Annotated in this window: 19 protein-coding genes; 8 read left to right on the forward strand and 11 right to left on the reverse strand. The window is 58.0% G+C overall.

The genetic code is table 11. From position 1 onward, the window contains the following. Window positions 1-172 precede the first annotated feature (172 nt). The gene (gene nadA, locus A1830_RS04590; RefSeq protein WP_067702433.1) at window positions 173-1213 is read left to right on the forward strand and encodes a quinolinate synthase NadA; all 1041 of its coding nucleotides are present in this window, start codon (window positions 173-175) and stop codon (window positions 1211-1213) included. Between the two features lie 35 nt (window positions 1214-1248). Further along, window positions 1249-1968, forward strand: coding sequence for a nicotinamide riboside transporter PnuC (gene pnuC / locus A1830_RS04595; protein ID WP_067702437.1), 720 nt, complete (start codon window positions 1249-1251; stop codon window positions 1966-1968). A gap of 1 nt (window position 1969) precedes the next feature. Here pnuC and zitB read toward each other — a convergent pair whose 3' ends face one another. After that, window positions 1970-2893, reverse strand: a complete 924-nt coding sequence (zitB, locus tag A1830_RS04600) for a CDF family zinc transporter ZitB (protein ID WP_067702439.1) — start codon at window positions 2891-2893, stop codon at window positions 1970-1972. A gap of 251 nt (window positions 2894-3144) precedes the next feature. Next, window positions 3145-3501 (reverse strand): protein YbgS, encoded by a 357-nt coding sequence (locus A1830_RS04605; RefSeq protein ID WP_067702442.1) that lies wholly within the window; start codon window positions 3499-3501, stop codon window positions 3145-3147. Between the two features lie 288 nt (window positions 3502-3789). Between A1830_RS04605 and aroG the strand changes: the two genes are divergently transcribed. Continuing rightward, window positions 3790-4842 carry a 3-deoxy-7-phosphoheptulonate synthase AroG gene (aroG, locus tag A1830_RS04610; protein ID WP_067702444.1) on the forward strand — a complete coding sequence of 351 codons (1053 nt, stop codon included), beginning with the start codon at window positions 3790-3792 and terminating at the stop codon, window positions 4840-4842. A gap of 99 nt (window positions 4843-4941) precedes the next feature. Here the strand turns inward: aroG and gpmA are convergent, their stop codons facing one another. The 6 genes from gpmA to modE form a co-directional block, all read right to left on the reverse strand. Continuing rightward, window positions 4942-5694, reverse strand: a complete 753-nt coding sequence (gpmA, locus tag A1830_RS04615) for a 2,3-diphosphoglycerate-dependent phosphoglycerate mutase (RefSeq protein WP_067702447.1) — start codon at window positions 5692-5694, stop codon at window positions 4942-4944. Window positions 5695-5835: 141 nt separating this feature from the next. Beyond that, the gene (gene galM, locus A1830_RS04620) at window positions 5836-6873 is read right to left on the reverse strand and encodes a galactose-1-epimerase (RefSeq protein ID WP_067702450.1); all 1038 of its coding nucleotides are present in this window, start codon (window positions 6871-6873) and stop codon (window positions 5836-5838) included. After that, window positions 6867-8015, reverse strand: a complete 1149-nt coding sequence (galK, locus tag A1830_RS04625; protein ID WP_067702453.1) for a galactokinase — start codon at window positions 8013-8015, stop codon at window positions 6867-6869. Before galK ends, galM begins: the two co-directional genes overlap by 7 nt. A 2-nt stretch (window positions 8016-8017) precedes the next feature. After that, entirely contained in the window at window positions 8018-9064 is a 1047-nt protein-coding gene (galT, locus tag A1830_RS04630; RefSeq protein ID WP_067702456.1) for a galactose-1-phosphate uridylyltransferase, read from the reverse strand. A 244-nt stretch (window positions 9065-9308) separates the two neighbouring features. Continuing rightward, window positions 9309-10784 carry a molybdate ABC transporter ATP-binding protein ModF gene (modF, locus tag A1830_RS04635; protein ID WP_067702458.1) on the reverse strand — a complete coding sequence of 492 codons (1476 nt, stop codon included), beginning with the start codon at window positions 10782-10784 and terminating at the stop codon, window positions 9309-9311. Between the two features lie 75 nt (window positions 10785-10859). Then, window positions 10860-11639, reverse strand: coding sequence for a molybdenum-dependent transcriptional regulator (modE, locus tag A1830_RS04640; protein WP_067702460.1), 780 nt, complete (start codon window positions 11637-11639; stop codon window positions 10860-10862). 144 nt (window positions 11640-11783) lie between these two features. Between modE and A1830_RS21155 the strand changes: the two genes are divergently transcribed. The 4 genes from A1830_RS21155 (at window position 11784) to modC (ending at window position 14620) form a co-directional block, all read left to right on the forward strand. Beyond that, window positions 11784-11939 (forward strand): AcrZ family multidrug efflux pump-associated protein, encoded by a 156-nt coding sequence (locus A1830_RS21155; RefSeq protein ID WP_073980956.1) that lies wholly within the window; start codon window positions 11784-11786, stop codon window positions 11937-11939. Window positions 11940-12084: 145 nt separating this feature from the next. Further along, window positions 12085-12858, forward strand: coding sequence for a molybdate ABC transporter substrate-binding protein (gene modA, locus A1830_RS04645; protein WP_067702462.1), 774 nt, complete (start codon window positions 12085-12087; stop codon window positions 12856-12858). Then, the gene (modB, locus tag A1830_RS04650; protein ID WP_067702465.1) at window positions 12855-13550 is read left to right on the forward strand and encodes a molybdate ABC transporter permease subunit; all 696 of its coding nucleotides are present in this window, start codon (window positions 12855-12857) and stop codon (window positions 13548-13550) included. The genes modA and modB overlap by 4 nt, the downstream gene beginning before the upstream one ends. Beyond that, window positions 13544-14620, forward strand: coding sequence for a molybdenum ABC transporter ATP-binding protein ModC (modC, locus tag A1830_RS04655; RefSeq protein ID WP_067702468.1), 1077 nt, complete (start codon window positions 13544-13546; stop codon window positions 14618-14620). The genes modB and modC overlap by 7 nt, the downstream gene beginning before the upstream one ends. On the opposite strand, the gene A1830_RS04660 is transcribed toward modC, so the two are convergent. Continuing rightward, window positions 14602-15420, reverse strand: a complete 819-nt coding sequence (locus A1830_RS04660) for a pyridoxal phosphatase (protein WP_067702471.1) — start codon at window positions 15418-15420, stop codon at window positions 14602-14604. The two genes, modC and A1830_RS04660, sit on opposite strands and share 19 nt — an antisense overlap. A gap of 157 nt (window positions 15421-15577) precedes the next feature. Between A1830_RS04660 and pgl the strand changes: the two genes are divergently transcribed. Continuing rightward, a complete protein-coding gene (gene pgl / locus A1830_RS04665) occupies window positions 15578-16576 on the forward strand; it encodes a 6-phosphogluconolactonase (RefSeq protein ID WP_067702474.1) in 999 nt (332 codons plus the stop codon). Window positions 16577-16622: 46 nt separating this feature from the next. On the opposite strand, the gene A1830_RS04670 is transcribed toward pgl, so the two are convergent. Both A1830_RS04670 and A1830_RS04675 read right to left on the reverse strand, forming a co-directional pair. Next, window positions 16623-17099, reverse strand: coding sequence for a kinase inhibitor (locus A1830_RS04670; protein ID WP_067702477.1), 477 nt, complete (start codon window positions 17097-17099; stop codon window positions 16623-16625). A gap of 15 nt (window positions 17100-17114) precedes the next feature. Then, window positions 17115-17795, reverse strand: coding sequence for a type 1 glutamine amidotransferase domain-containing protein (locus tag A1830_RS04675; RefSeq protein ID WP_067702480.1), 681 nt, complete (start codon window positions 17793-17795; stop codon window positions 17115-17117). Between the last annotated feature and the right edge of the window lie 3 nt (window positions 17796-17798).

Here is a 17798-nt window from a genome sequence, read left to right on the forward strand (position 1 = left end):
AATATTTCACTGCGAGACAGAGCAGGCCCCTCTCGCCACAGATGAAAAAACCGACGACAGGGAAAAAAAATTCGGCTATCTTGTTTAGCATATCAAACAAAAATCCGAATTTAAGCGTAATGAAGCCTTAATTCTGCTGAATGGGTTAAGTTCCAGAAACGAGAGTCGCGATATGAGCCTGATGTTCAATCCTGAGACGGCCTGGTCTTTCCCGGCTAAACCCGTACGACTGACTGCCGATGAGAAGGCTTTCTACCGGGAAAAAATCAAAGAATTACTGAAAAAGCGTGATGCGGTGATGGTGGCCCACTATTACACCGACCCGGAAATACAGGCGCTGGCGGAAGAGACCGGCGGCTGCGTGGCCGATTCGCTCGAAATGGCGCGATTTGGCAGCCAGCATAGCGCCTCAACGCTGCTGGTGGCAGGCGTACGATTTATGGGGGAGACGGCTAAAATCCTCAGCCCGGAGAAAACCGTCCTGATGCCCACCCTTGAAGCGGAGTGTTCCCTCGACCTTGGCTGCCCGGACGAAGCGTTTAGCCGCTTCTGCGATCTCCATCCCGACCGCACCGTCGTCGTCTATGCCAACACTTCTGCGGCCGTCAAAGCCCGCGCTGACTGGGTGGTGACCTCCAGCATTGCCGTAGAACTGATTGATTATCTGGACGGTCTGGGTGAGAAGATCCTCTGGGCGCCGGATCGTCACCTTGGGCAATATGTTGCCAGGCAAACCGGAGCCGATATCCTTTGCTGGCAGGGAGCCTGTATCGTCCATGATGAGTTTAAAACCCAGGCGCTGCATCGTATGAAGTCGCTCTATCCGGCGGCGGCGGTGCTGGTACACCCTGAATCGCCACAGGCCATTGTCGACCTGGCTGATGCAGTCGGATCCACCAGCCAGCTTATCCAGGCGGCTAAAACGCTGCCGCATCCGCAGCTTATCGTCGCCACCGATCGGGGCATATTCTACAAAATGCAGCAGGCCTGCCCTGAAAAAGAACTGCTTGAAGCGCCGACGGCAGGAGAGGGAGCCACCTGCCGCAGCTGCGCGCACTGTCCCTGGATGGCCATGAACGGGCTGAAAGCGATTGCCGACGGGCTGGAACAGGCGGGCGACACGCATGAAATTCAGGTGGCGGCTACACTGCGTGAAGCGGCGTTGATCCCGCTGAATCGTATGTTAACCTTCGCAGCGGGTTTAAAAAAATAAACGGGCCTCCTTACTGCTCAGCAAAAGGTGTCAATATGGATTTTTTCAGCACGCATAATATTCTGGTTCACATTCCCCTCGGCGCAGGCGGTTACGATCTTTCGTGGATTGAAGCCATAGGCACGCTGGCAGGGCTGCTCTGCATCTGGCTTGCCAGCCAGGAAAAAATAATTAACTATGCGTTTGGTCTGGTAAACGTCACCCTTTTCGCGGTGATCTTCTTTCAGATCCAACTCTACGCCAGTTTGTTGCTCCAGCTCTTTTTCCTGGTAGCCAATATTTACGGCTGGTATGCCTGGAGCAGGCAGACGGCGGATCATCAGCAGGCGCTAAAAATCCGCTGGATGGGACTGCCGAAGGCGCTGGCCTGGCTGGTGGTCTGCGTTGTCGCTATCGCACTGATGACGCGCTATATCAATCCGGTATTTGCCTGGCTGACCGCCATTGCGGTGGAGGGCATGCAGGCGATGGGGCTGGCGGTGACGCAGCCGACGCTGCAGCCGGACGCGTTCCCGTTCTGGGACTCCTGTCTGATGGTGCTATCCATTGTTGCGATGATCTTAATGACGCGAAAATACGTCGAAAACTGGCTGATCTGGGTGGTCATTAACGTGATAAGCGTAATGATTTTTGCCCGGCAGGGCGTCTGGGCGATGGCGGTAGAATATGTCATTCTGACGCTGATTGCGCTCAATGGTAGCTGGCTGTGGATCCGGAGCGCCCGGCAGCAGGGCGAGCGGGCGCTCTCGTTATAACTCAGTGGTGATGGTGCGCGTGTCCGGCTGACTCTGCGCTTAGCGTACAGTCCGCCTCCTCACAGTGCTGATACTCCATCTGCACCGTGGCATGGGCTATCTGATAGTGTTCGTGCAGATACTCATGAATGCGGTGCAGCAATGCATCGTGGTCGTGCGGGGGAATAACCTGCACGTGCAGCGTCATGACCGGTTTCTCACCCACCTGCCACAGGTGGATATGATGCACATTGCGCACTTCCGGGATGCCGCGCTTTAGCATCTTCGTGAGCTTTTCCACATCCAGCCGTGATGGCGCACCTTCCAGCAGTTCATGAAGACTCTCTTTCAGCAGAGCCCAGGCGCTGCGCACCACCAGCAGGGAGACCAGAATGGATAACAGCGGATCGATTGGCGTCCAGCCGGTATACATAATAATCAGCGCGGCCGCGACGGCGCCGACCGAGCCGAGCAGGTCGCCCAGTACGTGCAGCGCAGCCGCCCGTACGTTGAGGTTTTTTTCTTCGCTGCCGTGATGCAGCAGCCAGAAAGAGAACAGGTTGGCAAAGAGCCCGGCCACGCCAATGACCAGCATGACGCCGCCGGCGACAGGCTCCGGATGCATAAAGCGGCGAATCGCTTCCCAGACAATCAGTACGGTGATCACCAGCAGGGCGATGGCGTTAACAAAGGCTGCCAGTGTGGTCAGACGCAGCATACCGAACGTGTGACGCGCGCTCGGTTTACGCCGGGCGAAATGCACCGCCAGAAGCGCCATCAGCAGGGCAGCCGTATCGGTCAGCATATGTCCGGCATCGGCCAGCAGCGCCAGTGAGCCTGAAAGCAGGCCACCCGCAATTTCTGCCACCATAAATACCGCAGTGACAATAAACGCCGCCAGCAGGCGGTTTTGGTTGCCCTTATCTTCAGTGTGGGTGTGAGCCATAAATTTCCAGTTCCGTCAGTATACTTCTGCTAATGATATCAATAAATTCAGCGCGGTCATATCAGGCGGTCAGGCTTTTAGCCGTTGTGGTCCGCGAGGGTTGACTGGGTCAGGTAGAGGTGAAAGCGTTTGCTTACTCCGATGTCGGGCCCGAAGATAAAATTGCTAAAAATGAAAAACCCCACCTGTGAGTGGGGTTTGTCGGCCAACTAAAGGGAGTATGCAGCGCCCCCTTTTGTCATAAGGACGAATTAGTTGGTGGTGCCATCGGTTTTAGTATCCGCGCCTGGACCCACTTTTTTGTTCATATCCGGGCATTTGCCGTCTTTACACTGGGCGTTTTTATCCATCTGGTCAGCGGTCATTTTTTTATGATGCTGGGCCTTTTTATGATGCTTTTTCACCGGATGCGTGGTGGTTTCGCTCCCGGTGTTGATTTTGTTGTTATCAACATTGTTAGGTGCAAGGTTATCTTTTGCGCCACCGGCTACCGCGCCCGCTGCGGCGGCGTTGTTGGAATTACCTTCGCCGCTGCCTGCAGCCATTGCTGCGGTGCTGCCGAAAGTCATTGCGGTTGCCAGAAGTACGATTGCGATCTTATTCATCATTTTGCCCCATTCATTTTGTGTAGTGCCGAAAAGTCGGCATAAAAGCAGTCCAAATAACGCTGAGTATGGTGATAAATACCCAGACGCATAACGTTCGCCCGCCTGAAGCTGGTGATCTTTATGCGTTTTTTTTAGGTGTATGCACAATAAAGTGTAGTTAAGGATGGAAAAACGGCAAATATCCTTATCAGGAATTTCTCTCCGTCGATTTACACCAACCTGTGCACGCGATAAATTGGGCGGGATGCGCCAGGTGTGCAGTACTGCGACTACGATACTGGAAAGATTATGAACTATCAGAATGATGACTTAAGAATCAAAGAGATAAAGGAACTTTTACCCCCTGTAGCTCTGCTCGAAAAGTTTCCGGCCACGGAGTTGGCGGCACAGACCGTAGCCCGCTCCCGCCAGGCCATTCACGCTATCCTTAAAAAAGAGGACGATCGCCTATTAGTGGTGATTGGGCCGTGCTCCATCCATGACACGGCGGCGGCAAAAGAGTATGCCGGGCGCCTGCTCAGCCTGCGCGAAGAGCTGGGTGATGCGCTGGAAGTGGTAATGCGGGTCTACTTTGAAAAGCCGCGTACCACCGTAGGCTGGAAGGGGTTAATTAACGATCCGCATATGGATGGCAGCTTCCAGATCAACGATGGGCTGCGCATTGCCCGTAACCTGCTGGTGGAAATTAACGATTCCGGTTTACCCACCGCCGGTGAGTTTCTGGATATGATCACCCCGCAGTATGTCGCTGACCTGATGAGCTGGGGTGCAATCGGTGCCCGAACCACCGAATCGCAGGTTCATCGCGAACTCTCTTCCGGCCTCTCCTGCCCGGTAGGATTCAAAAACGGTACCGACGGCACCATCAAGGTGGCGATCGATGCCATTAATGCGGCCAGTGCGCCGCACTGCTTCCTGTCGGTGACCAAATATGGCCACTCAGCCATTGTCGAAACCAGCGGAAACGCTGACTGCCATATCATCCTGCGCGGCGGCAAAGAGCCAAACTACAGCGCTGAGCATGTCGATACCGTTAAGCGCGGTCTGGAGCAGGCCGGGCTGACCCCGCAGGTGATGATCGACTTTAGCCATGCCAACAGCAGTAAGCAGTATCAGAAGCAGATGGACGTTGCCAGTGACGTTGCTCAGCAGATTGCTGGCGGCGAAGCGGCCATTATGGGCGTGATGATTGAAAGCCATCTGGTTGAAGGCAACCAGAGCCTGGAGAGCGGTGAGCCGCTGGTTTACGGCCAGAGCGTGACCGATGCCTGCATCGGCTGGGACGATACCACTAAGGTGCTTCGCCAGCTGGCCGAGGCCGTCAGAGTCCGTCGCGGCTGATGGCAGAAGGGGGTGACAGCCGCTGTTGCTCCCGGAAACAGGCATAAAAAAATCCGCCCAAGGGCGGATTTTTTGTTCCCAAAAGGGAAGGGAGAAAGCTTACTTCGCTTTACCCTGGTTAGCCACGGCGGCTGCCTTAGCGGCAATCTCGTCGGCATCGCCCAGATAGTAGTGTTTGATCGGCTTGAAGTTTTCGTCAAACTCATACACCAGCGGTACGCCGGTTGGGATGTTCAGCTCGAGGATCTCTTCTTCGCTCATGTTGTCCAGGTATTTCACCAGCGCACGCAGTGAGTTACCGTGAGCAGCGATGATCACTTTCTCACCTTTTTTCATGCGCGGCAGAATGGACTCATTCCAGTAGGGCAGCACGCGATCGATGGTCAGCGCCAGGCTTTCCGTGGTCGGCAGCTGCTCAGCGGTCAGGCCCGCGTAGCGTGGATCGTGGCCCGGGAAGCGCTCATCGCTGCGATCCAGTTCCGGTGGCGTAACGGCAAAGCCGCGACGCCACTGCTTAACCTGGTCGTCACCGTATTTCTGTGCGGTTTCAGCTTTGTCCAGCCCCTGCAGCGCACCGTAGTGACGCTCGTTCAGACGCCATGATTTTTCAACCGGCAGCCAGACCTGATCAACTTCGTCGAGAATAGCCCACAGGGTATGGATGGCTCGTTTCAGCACGGACGTGTAAGCAAAGTCGAAGGTAAAACCTTCTTTCTTCAATAACTCACCTGCTGCTTTGGCTTCGGTACGGCCTTTATCGGACAGGTCAACATCGTACCATCCGGTAAAGCGGTTTTCGTTGTTCCACTGGCTTTCGCCGTGACGTACCAGAACCAGCTTAGTTACAGCCATAGCTCAACTCCTTAATCTGACGTTTCTATGATATTGGTAAACTGCAAATTGCCCTGGCAATTTGATTGTGACCTACCATAGCGGAAATCTTCACGGCACGTAAGCCTGAAGCACTCAGGATGCACGTTTTCATGCGCTTAATCAAACCGCCGTCAGCCGGTAGCGGGTGACAGACTGAAACGATTCACCCGGTTTAATCCAGCAGTCCGGCTGCGGCCATTCAGGATGATTCGGCGAATCGGGTAAAAACTCGCTCTCCAGCGCAATACCCTGGTGCGCCGCGTAGACGCCCTGCTCACGCGCGGGCGTTCCCGCCAGATAATTACCGCTATAAACCTGTAGGGCGGGAGCAGAGGTAAATACGCTTAGCATCAGCTGCCCATCGGCAGAGCAGAGCTGCGCGGCAGGGGTGGCCGCGTCGCGCGCGTTCAGCAGGAAGGCGTGATCGTAGCCCTTCACCGCGCGCTGATCTTCATCCTGCATAAAGTCCTGCGCCAGCGTTTTTGCCTGGCGGAAATCAAAGCTGGTGTGGGCGACGGGCTTCAGATTGGCATTGGGGATCCCCTCGCTGCTGACCGGAAGATAACGATCGGCGCTGACCTGGAGCCGGTGCTCACGTGCATCGCCGTGGTAAGCATCCAGATTAAAATAGGCATGGTTGGTCAGATTCACCGGACAGGGCGCATCGACCGTCGCGTGGTAGCTTATCGTCAGCGTATTATCGTCCTCCAGACGGTAGACCAGCGAGGCCAGCAGCCGTCCCGGATAGCCCTGATCGCCCGCTGGTGAGTCCAGGCGATACTCCACTTCCTGCTCAGCCTGACGCACGATCTGCCAGCGGCGATTATGAAAGCCATCGGGACCTCCATGCAGCTGATGGGCGCCCTGATTCGCCGCGAGCTGCACCGTCCTGCCGCCGGCGTGAAGGGTCGCATTGGCGATGCGATTGGCATAGCGGCCCACGGTCGCGCCCAGATAGGCGGTCTGGCTGAGGTAGTCTGACGGTGTGGCGCAGCCGAGCAGTGCTTCACGCACCGAGCCATCTTTCATCGGCACCCGCGCCGACAGCCAGGTCGCGCCCCAGTCCATAAAAGTAGTGACCATGCCACCCGCATTACGCAGGTGGGTAATCCGCCACGGCTGGCCGTCAGGAGCATGAGAATGCGGTTCTGTTAGCATTGACCGGCTCCCGCTGAGGCTTTACAGACGTAGAAGGTCTCTTTGATGCCGGATTTCGCCTCGTACTGTTCCGCCACCGCCGCCTGCACGGCATCCACTAACGCCAGCGGGACCAGCGCTACCACGCAGCCGCCGAAGCCGCCGCCGGTCATGCGTACGCCACCGCGTTCACCAATGGTCGCTTTCACAATGTCTACCAGCGCATCAATGGGCGGGACGGTAATTTCAAAATCATCGCGCATGGAGGCATGGGACGCCGCCATCAGCTCGCCCATCCGCGCCAGATCGCCCTTCGCCAGCGCGTCGGCGGCTTCCAGCGTACGGGCATTTTCAGTCAGTACGTGACGGACGCGTTTCGCCACCTGCGGATCCAGCTCATGCTCCACCGCTTTAAACTGGTTAAGGTCGACGTCACGCAGCGACGGCTGACTGAAAAAGCGTGCGCCGGTTTCGCACTGCTGGCGGCGGGTGTTGTACTCACTGCCCACCAGGCTGCGGCGGAAGTTGGAGTTGATAATCACTACCGCCACGTCCGCTGGGACCGGGACCGGGCGCGTTCCCAGGGTGCGGCAGTCCAGCAGCAGCGCATGATCTTTCTTACCCAGCGCGGAGATAAGCTGATCCATAATGCCGCAGTTACAGCCGACAAACTGATTCTCGGCTTCCTGTCCGTTCACCGCGATCTCTGCGCCGTCGAGCGGCAGATGCCAGAGCTGCTGGAATACCGTTCCGACCGCCACTTCCAGCGATGCCGAGGAGCTCAGGCCGGCACCCTGTGGCACATCACCCGTAATCACCATATCCACGCCGCCAAAATCTTTATGGCGCTGCTGGAGGTGTTTCACCACGCCCCGGACGTAGTTTGCCCACATCCAGTCGCTGTGGCTGAGGATCGGCTCATCCAGTGAAAAAGTATCCTGCTGATTTTCGTAATCGGCGGCAATCACCCGTACCTGGCGGTCATCGCGGCGTGCGCAGGCAATCACCGTCTGATAATTGATGGCGCAGGGCAGGACAAATCCGTCGTTATAATCGGTATGTTCACCTATCAGATTGACGCGACCCGGCGCCTGAATGTGATGGTCGGCCGCGTAGCCGAAATTGTCCTGGAAGATCTGTTGGGCAGAGGTCTTTAACGTCATGGTTATGCTCCCGTCTCGCGGAAATGGATATCACTGACGGAACGCAGGCGCTCGGCGGCCTGTTCCGCGGTTAAATCGCGCTGGGTTTCAGCCAGCATCTCGTAGCCGACCATAAATTTACGCACCGTCGCGGAACGCAGCAGCGGGGGGTAAAAGTGCGCGTGCAGCTGCCAGTGTTCGTTAGCTTCCCCGTTGAAGGGTGCGCCGTGCCAGCCCATTGAGTAAGGGAAAGAGCACTGGAAAAGATTGTCATAGCGGCTGGTCAGTTTTTTCAGCGCCAGCGCCAGATCCTGACGCTGCGCGTCGGTCAAATCCACCAGGCGGCGAACAGGCGTTTTGGGCAGCAGCAGGGTCTCAAACGGCCAGGCGGCCCACCAGGGCACCACGGCCAGCCAGTGCGCCGTTTCCACGACGGTGCGGCTGCCATCTTTCAGTTCGCGGGCGGCATAATCCACCAGCATGGGCGATCCGTGCTGCTGATACCAGCGGCGCTGGAGATCGTCTTCGCGTTTGGCTTCATTCGGCAGAAAACTGTTGGCCCAGATCTGCCCATGCGGGTGCGGATTGGAGCAGCCCATCGCCGCGCCTTTATTTTCAAACACCTGCACCCAGGGATAGTGCTGACCGAGATCGGCGGTTTGCTCCTGCCAGGTTCTGACTATCTGCTCAAGGGCGGGAAGCGACAGCTCCGGCAGCGTTTTACTGTGATCCGGGGAAAAACAGATCACCCGGCTGGTGCCGCGCGCGCTTTCACAGCGCATCAGCATATCGTCACTTTCCGGCGCGTCCGGGGTGTCGGTCATCAGTGCCGCATAGTCATTGGTGAACACCCAGGTGCTGGTGTAGTCCGGGTTTTTGTCACCCGTTACTCGCGTGTTGCCCGGGCAGAGAAAGCAGTCCGGATCGTGGGACGGAAGCTGCTGCTGAGAAGGCGTCTCCTGCGCGCCCTGCCAGGGGCGTTTAGCACGGTGAGGAGAAACCAGAATCCACTGGTCAGCCAGCGGGTTATAGCGGCGATGGGGGTGATCGACCGGATTAAATTTTTGCATGTTGCGTCCTGATAATCTTCTCTATGCGTCGGGAGCCTTAAAGAAAAATAGCACAGTGGGAAAAAACAAAGCGTGATCAAGTCTGGATAAATGGAATCGTTTACACAAGCTGATAATTCCGAACTTTCGGTGGATAGCACAATATATTTAGCGTTGAGAACGTTGAACAATACCAATAAGTGGAAGCGGTTACACTGCTCCTTCACCCCACGCGGCGGTACTCTATAGCAGGCTATTCAGGCCGCTACCGCTGCGATGCCTGCTCGTAGCGGTAGCTATCCCCGTCGGGCACAAAGGTCAGGCGGTGGGTAATACAGCGTGGCGCATCCTCAGCATGATGAGAAACAAACAGCAGCTGGGTGTCGCCTTCCCCGATCAGCACATCAATAAATCGCCTGACCAGCTGTCGGTTAATCGGGTCCAGCCCCTGCAAGGGTTCATCAAGGATCAGCAGGGCCGGGTGTTTCACCAGCGCACGGGCAATCAGTACCAGCCGCTGCTGACCCCAGGAGAGTCCATGAAACGGCGCATCGCCCGCCGCAGGGCTCATTCCCAGCAGATGGAGCCACTGGCCGGCAAGCTGTTGCTGGCGGTCGGACACCGCCTGATAGATACCGATGGAGTCAAAGTAGCCCGAGAGGATCACGTTGCGGACGCTACTGCTGACGCGGTATTCAAGATGCAGGCTGCTGCTGACGTAGCCGATATGCTGTTTGATATCCCAGATAGTTTCCCCGCTGCCGCGACGGCGGCCAAACAGGGTGAGGTCGTTGCTGTAGCCCTGAGGATGATCGCCCGTCACCAGGCTCAGCAGGGTCGATTTCCCGGCACCGTTGGGGCCGATAATCTGCCAGTGCTGGCCCGGCTTCACCTCCCAGCTAAGATGATTGAGGATGGGCTTATCGCTGTAGCTCACCACGCCGTCACGCAGCACGATGGGGGAGATATCGCCCGCGAGGCGTGGCGCTTCGCTGTCAACGCCGTCCGCTTCCGGCAGGGCCATGCCCTCCAGCTGTTCGCTATGGGCCAGCTGGGCGACCAGCGCCTGGGCCAGAATCTCCTGCCGCGGCCCGACGTGGGTAAGGGTACATTCTGCCAGCACGCCGACCTTATCGACAAAGTCGGGAATATCGTCGAACCGGTTTAACACCAGCACCAGCGTATGGCCGTGCTGATGCAGCGCGGCCAGCACCTCTGCCAGACTGGCGCGGGAAGCAACGTCAAGCCCGTCAAAGGGTTCATCAAGGATCAGCAGGTCCGGCCCGGCCATCAGTGCCTGGCAAAGCAGCGTTTTACGGGTTTCGCCGGTCGAGAGATATTTGAATCGCCGATCCAGCAGGTGGGTTATCCCAAACAGGCCGGCCAGATGCTGGCAACGGCTGGCATCTCTGACCGTTTCCTGAATAATTTCCGCGCTGGTGCGACCGGTATCATCTTCATCCGCACTCAGCAAATCGGTGTTGTTACGCTGCCACTCTTCGGATACCAGCTTCTGGAGCTGTTCGAGCGAAAGACGGGTGGGACGGGCAAAACCGTTCAGGTATTCCCCTTTGGCGATGCTAAGCTCGCCAGACAGCGCCCGGGCAAGCGATGATTTACCGCTGCCGTTGGCCCCAACGAAGGCCCAGCTTTCGCCGGCCGCAAGCGTCAGCGCCGGGAGTGAGAGGGAGCGGGTTGCGCTGAGGTGAAACGTGCCTTGCGAAATATGCAACGATGTCATTATTTATTCCATTTTGTGCAGGGTACCCAAACTAATAATCGTCAGCCGGACTAATGTCAAATCCCTGCATCCCGATCAGAGCAGCGTCGCGATGATCACCTTATCCGCATCAAAATGTGCGGTTACGGACAGGTCAGGCTGCAGTTTTTGCTGGTCAACCGCCTCATTGCTGAGCGTGGCACAAAGCGTCTCCCCGCCCGGCAGGGCGATCAGCACCTCGCTATGGGTTTCGCCGCGCAGCACCCCGGCGACGGTACCGCGTAGCTGGTTATCTGCCGTACTGGCCTCCAGCGTGACCTCAATCCAGGGCGCTTTAATCAATACCAGCACCTCTTTACCGGCGCTCAGCGCCAGGCGGTTGGCGCTTTGTTCAGTGATTGCCGCTTTTATACGGGTCTGGCCGTCGGTAAGCTGCACCTCAACGTGCTGTTGGACGCGCATATGGTCACGCCCGACCACCGTTCCCGAAAGCTGATTGCGCGCGCTGGTTTGCAGTGAAAAGCGCGCAATGGCTCCCAGCAGGCTGCCGAGCGGCACGTCATCCTGTAGCACGTCGAACGCCTTCTGCTGAATCTGCTCCATCAGCGCAAACAGCTGCACCAGCCGCTCGCCGTAGGCCGTCAGCTGCGTCCCGCCTCCGCCTTTACCGCCGGTAACGCGCTCGACCAGCGTGCGATCGGCCAGCTGATTCATCTCGTTGATGGCATCCCAGGCGCTCTTATAGCTGATCCCGGCCAGCTTCGCGCCCTGGCTGATAGATCCGGTATGCTGGATCTGCTTTAGCAGCTCAATGCGGCGCGGATCGGCAAACAGGCGCTGCTGCAATTTAAGGGTCAGAGAGATTTCGGCCTGCATAGCGGCTCCTGTTAAAAACGACGATCTGCAAAGTGTACACCGTCAGGCGGCCGGGGCATAAATTGTGCGGAAACGCACAAAAGAACAGTGCACTTTTCGGCTTGCTGGTTACAATGGCTTTTTTATTCAGTAAGGGAGGCTTCAATGCTGGAGTTATTAAAAGGCCTGGCCGTCGCGATCCTGATGGTTCCGGTGGTAATGGCGATAATCCTTGGCCTGATTTACGGTCTGGGTGAAGTCTTTAACGTTATTTCTAAAATTGGTCATCGCCGCGATCGGCAGGCTAAAAACCCTCAGTAACGTCTCTCGCCGCGCCCGGCACCCGCCGGGCGCGCTTTTTCCTGCGCCTGCTCAACTTCTTCTCATCTCTGCCGATAAATTTCATGACAGTGTTTTTTTTCTCGTTATATTATCAACCATATAACGAAACCCTCTGGAGAACACCATGTCCGTGAAACTACGTCTTTTCTTTGCCGGTGCGGTACTGAGCGCCAGCGTGGCGGGGCAGGCCGTTGCGGCGGAGAATATCACCGTCTTTGCTGCCGCCTCGTTAACCAATGCCCTGCAGGCCATTGCTGAGCAGTATCAGCAGGGCAAAGAGGTGAAGATTGTCTCGTCATTCGCCTCGTCGTCCACCCTTGCGCGGCAGATAGAGCAGGGCGCGCCAGCGGATCTGTTTATCTCTGCCGATCGGCAGTGGATGGACTACGCGGCGCAAAAGCAAACGATTGATGAAGCCAGCCGCTTGACCCTGCTGGGTAATCAGCTGGTGCTGGTGGCGCCGACGGAAAGTCATGCGCCGCAGGTGACGATTTCTAAAACTACCGACTGGAAAAGCCTGCTGAAAGGGCAGCGCCTCTCCGTGGGCGATCCCGACCATGTACCGGCGGGGATTTACGCTCAGGAGGCGCTGGAGTCGTTGGGGGCATGGCCAACCGTTTCCCCGCTGCTGGCACGCGGAAACAGCGTCCGTGCTGCGCTGGCGCTGGTCGAACGTAACGAAACGCCGTATGGCATCGTTTACGGATCTGATGCCGTCGCCAGCAAGAAAGTGAAGGTAGTCGGCGTTTTCCCTGAAAACAGCCATAAGCCGGTGGAGTATCCGATGGCCATCGTCAAAAACCATACCGGCGCCAGCGTAAAGGCCTTTTACGACTACCTGAAAGGCCCGCAGGCGGCGGCTATCTTTAAACAGTATGGCTTCACGCCTGCCTCATGATCCTTAGCGAACCGGAATGGCAGGCCGTCGCCCTCAGCCTGAAGGTCTCGTCGGTGGCGGTGTTGTTTAGCCTGCCGTTTGGGATACTGATGGCCTGGATTCTGGTTCGCTGTCGTTTCCCGGGTAAAGCGCTGCTCGACAGTCTGATCCATCTGCCGCTGGTGCTGCCGCCGGTGGTGGTAGGGTATCTGCTGCTGATAGGTTTTGGCCGGCGCGGCGTCATTGGTGCCGCCCTGTATGACTGGTTTGGCTTTACCTTCGCTTTCAGCTGGCGCGGGGCGGCGCTGGCGTCGGCGGTGGTTGCTTTTCCGTTAATGGTTCGCGCCATTCGCCTGTCGCTGGAAGGCGTGGATGCCGGGCTGGAAATGGCGGCGCGCACCCTGGGGGCCGGGCGCTGGCGGGTGTTCTTTACCATTACGCTGCCGCTGACGCTGCCGGGCGTGATTGCCGGAACGGTTCTGGCCTTTGCCCGCTCGCTGGGCGAGTTTGGTGCGACCATTACCTTCGTCTCCAATATCCCGGGTGAAACCCGCACGCTACCTTCCGCCATGTATACCCTGATTGAAACACCCGGTGCGGAAGACGCCGCCGCGCGGCTGTGCATCATTGCTATTGCGCTGGCGCTGGGCTCGCTGCTGATTTCCGAGTGGCTGGCCCGCTGGGGCCGGAAAAAACTGGGGGGAGAATGTTAGAACTCTGCTTCAGCCAGCGTCTTGGCGACCATCAGCTCGAACTGGACGTTCAGCTCCCTGCGCAGGGGATCACCGCTATCTTCGGCGTGTCCGGCGCGGGAAAAACCTCGCTGATTAATGCGATTGGTGGTCTGACGCAACCGCAACAGGGGCGCATCGTACTGAATGGCCGGGTGCTGAGCGATGCCGCCGCCGGGGTGCATTTGCCGCCCGAGCGGCGGCGCATCGGCTACGTGTTCCAGGACGCGCGCCTTTTCCCGCACTATCGCGTGCGCGGAAATCTGCAATACGGTATGGCGAAAAGTATGCGCGCCCAGTTTGATGCGCTGGTCGGGCTGCTGGGGCTGGAGGCGCTGCTGACGCGCTATCCGGCATCGCTTTCCGGCGGCGAAAAACAGCGCGTGGCCATTGGCCGGGCGCTGCTCACCGCCCCGGAGGTGCTACTGATGGATGAGCCGCTGGCCTCGCTGGATCTGCCCCGCAAGCGTGAGCTGCTGCCCTGGCTCCAGCGGCTGGCAGGGCAGGTGGCTATCCCGATCCTCTACGTTAGCCACAGCCTGGATGAAATCCTCCAGCTGGCCGATAGCGTGCTGGTGCTGGATAATGGCCGGGTTAAGGCGTCGGGCCCGCTGGAAAAGGTGTGGGCCAGCAGCGCAATGCGCCCCTGGCTGCCGCGCGCCGATCTGAGCAGCGTGCTGCGCGTCCAGGTTCTGGAGCAGCATCCCCGCTATGAAATGACCGCGCTGTCGCTGGGCGATCAGCATATCTGGGTCAGCCGGGTAAATGCCCCAGTGAAAACGCCCCTGCGCATCCGTATTCAGTCCGCTGACGTCTCGCTGGTGCTACAGCCTCCGGTTAACAGCACGATCCGCAACGTCATCCCGGCGCAGGTGACCGAGCTGCTGACGGTGGAGGATCAGATTGAAGTCAAACTGCGCATCGGGCAGAGCGAGCTGTGGGCGCGGATCACGCCCTGGGCACGAGACGAACTGATGATTAAAACGGGCATGTGGCTGTACGCGCAAATCAAAAGCGTCTCACTCACCACGGATTACAGCGCCTCGCGATAGATTGTTTCGGCAATGCCCGGTTCCAGGTTGGTGCCAATGACCCGGCCCGCCCGGGCTTTAATCGCCTCGTCGGCGTTACCCATCGCCACCCCCAGCCCCGCCGTTTCCAGCATGCTGAGGTCGTTGTAATTATCACCAAACGCCAGTACGTCGCTCATCTGGTAGCCCTCAGCGGCAACCCACTGCGCCAGACGGCGGCCTTTACTGTTGCCCGCCTGGGCAATATCCACCTGATCGTGCCATGACCATTCACAGGCCAGGCCCAGTTCCTTTTCCACCCGCTGCGCAAACTGCTGGAGCGCGGTGGTGTCGGCGTGGGAGAGGGCAAACTTCCAGATTGACTGCGCCTCCGCTGCTGCCTGCGCCAGGCTGGCCACCTGCCTGAAGACCGGACGCTGCGCTTCCGGCAGCGACAGCCCCCAGTTAATGGTGCGGCTTACATGCCCGGTTTCGTGCTGATAAAGCATCGCATCATCCACGTAGAGCAGCCCATGAATGGCGGCCTCATCCAGCATCTCAGTCACCCGCAGCGCCTGAGCGGTAGGAAGCAGGTCAGACTGCAAGACCTTTTTCGCCTGATAATCATACAAATAGGCACCGTTGCAGCAGATTGCAGGTGTATTCAGCGCCAGCGCCTGATAAAAAGGATGGATAGCCACGTGGTGGCGTCCGGTAACGATAACCACCTTTGCTCCTGCCTGCCGGGCCTTGTTTAACGCGTCCAGCGATTCGGGCAGAATGGTTTTTTGCGGCGTCAGCAGGGTGCCGTCCAGGTCCAGCGCAATAACGCGATAGCTCATAATCAGTTCCGAATAGGGTTAAATAAACGCCAGTAGTCTACACCCTGTGCCGTCCGCCACAAAATCACGCGCCCTGCAGAGGGGATCGTCGCGTTATTATTTCCTGAAAATACGCTACGCTTTGCGGCAGCCAGGTTTCCCACTGAAAGGAGAATTTATGCAACAGATCGTCTATACCGCCAGCCCGGAGAGCCACCAGATCCACGCGTGGCAGCTTGACAGCGAGGGCGCACTCACGCTGCTCCAGGTCGTGGATGCCCCAGGCCAGGTGCAGCCGATGGTGGTCAGCCCCGATAAGCAGTTTCTCTATGTGGGCGTGCGCCCGGGATTTCGCATCGTAGCGTACCGCATTGACGCCGGGGGTAAGCTGACCGAAGCCGGACAGGCGCCGCTGCCCGGCAGCCCAACGCATATCTCAACCGACAAAGCGGGGCGCTTTATCTTCGTTGGCTCTTATAACGATGCCTGCGTCAGCGTGTCGCCGATCGGCGCTGATGGCCTGCCGGGCGAGCCGCTCCAGGTGATTAAAGGGCTGGAGGGCTGCCATTCAGCCAATATCGATCTCAGCAATAAAACGCTGTTTGTTCCGGCGCTGAAGCAGGATCGTATCTGCCTGTTTGACCTGCAAAGCAGCGGTGAGCTTCAGCCGCACCGCCAGGCTCAGGTGACTACCGTGGAAGGTGCCGGGCCGCGCCATATGGTTTTCCACCCCAATCAGCAGTACGCCTACTGCGTCAATGAGCTGGACAGTACCGTGGACGTGTGGCAGCTGGCCAATGCGCATGGCACGGTCGAACGCGTGCAGAGTCTGGACATGATGCCTGCCGGATTCAGCGACACCCGCTGGGCGGCGGATATTCACCTGACGCCGGATGGCCGCCATCTGTACAGCTGCGATCGCACCGCCAGTATCCTGACGCACTTTAGCGTCAGTGAAGACGGTGGGTTGCTGACGGTAACCGGCTATCAGCCAACCGAAACGCAGCCGCGCGGCTTCAACATTGATCACAGCGGGAAATATCTGGTGGCGGCCGGGCAGAAGTCACATCATATTGAAGTGTACAGCATCGACGGCGAGCAGGGCGCACTTACGCCGCTGGCACGCTACGCGGTTGGCCAGGGCCCAATGTGGGTGGTGATTCACCGGCTTGACTGAGAAAGGAAACAGGGCAGATATCTGCCCTGTTGAAGCGCCCTGTTGGTTACGCGTAAAGCGCGGTTAGCGAGGAGCTGCCCAGCTTGTGGAAATGGACGTTGAAGCCGAGCATCGCGCCGCTGGCATGTTCATCCACCTCGAGGTTATCCACGTCCAGCGCATAGACGGTGAAAATATAGCGGTGGCTCTCGCCTTTTGGCGGCGCCGCGCCGCCGTAGCCCTGGCTGCCGAAATCCGTACGGGTTTGCACCGCACCGGCGGGAAGCGCAGCAACGCCTGAACCGGCTCCCTGCGGCAGCGTGCGGGTATCGGCGGAAAGATTCGCCACTCCCCAGTGCCACCAGCCTGAACCGGTAGGCGCATCGGGGTCAAAGCAGGTAATGACAAAGCTTTTGGTGCCTTCCGGCACCTCGTCCCAGGCTAAATGTGGGGAGAGGTTATCTCCCTGGTAGCCCATGCCGTTAAACACATGGCGGAGGGGCAATTTATCGCCATCGTTGAAATCCTGACTGGTCAGTTTCATTCCATCTCCCTGTTATTATTTGTGAAGCAGTTTTAATAGCTCTTCGGCGGCGGCGGCCGAGGACGCGGGATTCTGACCGGTCACCAGATGCCCATCCGTCAGGGTGAACACGCCCCAGTCATCGGTTTTTTCATAGTCCGCGCCCAGCGCTTTCAGCACATCCTCGACCAGAAAAGGTACCACATTTGTCAGGCCGACGGCTTTTTCCTCGCTGTTAGTAAAACCGGTGACCCGTTTACCGGCGACCAGCGGGGTACCGTCAGGTTTTTTAACGTGGCGCAGTACGCCCGGCGCGTGACAAACGGCACCTACCGGCTTGCCGTTGGCATAAAAGTTCTCTATCAGCTCAATGCTTTTACGATCCTCTGCCAGATCCCACAGGGGACCGTGTCCACCGGGGTAGAACACCGCATCGAACGTGCTGCTTTCGATATTGGCCAGCATCTGCGTGTTGGCCAGCGCCTGCTGAGCCACGAGATCCTGGCGAAAGCGTTCGGTGTCCAGGGTCTGGGCGTCTGGCTCGTCGCTTTTTGGATCGAGCGGGGGATGTCCCCCGGCAGGGGAGGCCAGCACCACGTTTATCCCCGCATCACGGAAGACATACCAGGGCGCGGCGAACTCTTCCAGCCAGAAGCCCGTTTTTTTACCGGTATCACCCAGCCTGTCATGCGAAGTCAGCACCATTAATACTTTCATTTT

Origin of the sequence: Erwinia sp. ErVv1 (genome assembly GCF_900068895.1) — a bacterium.
Taxonomy (GTDB): domain Bacteria; phylum Pseudomonadota; class Gammaproteobacteria; order Enterobacterales; family Enterobacteriaceae; genus Erwinia.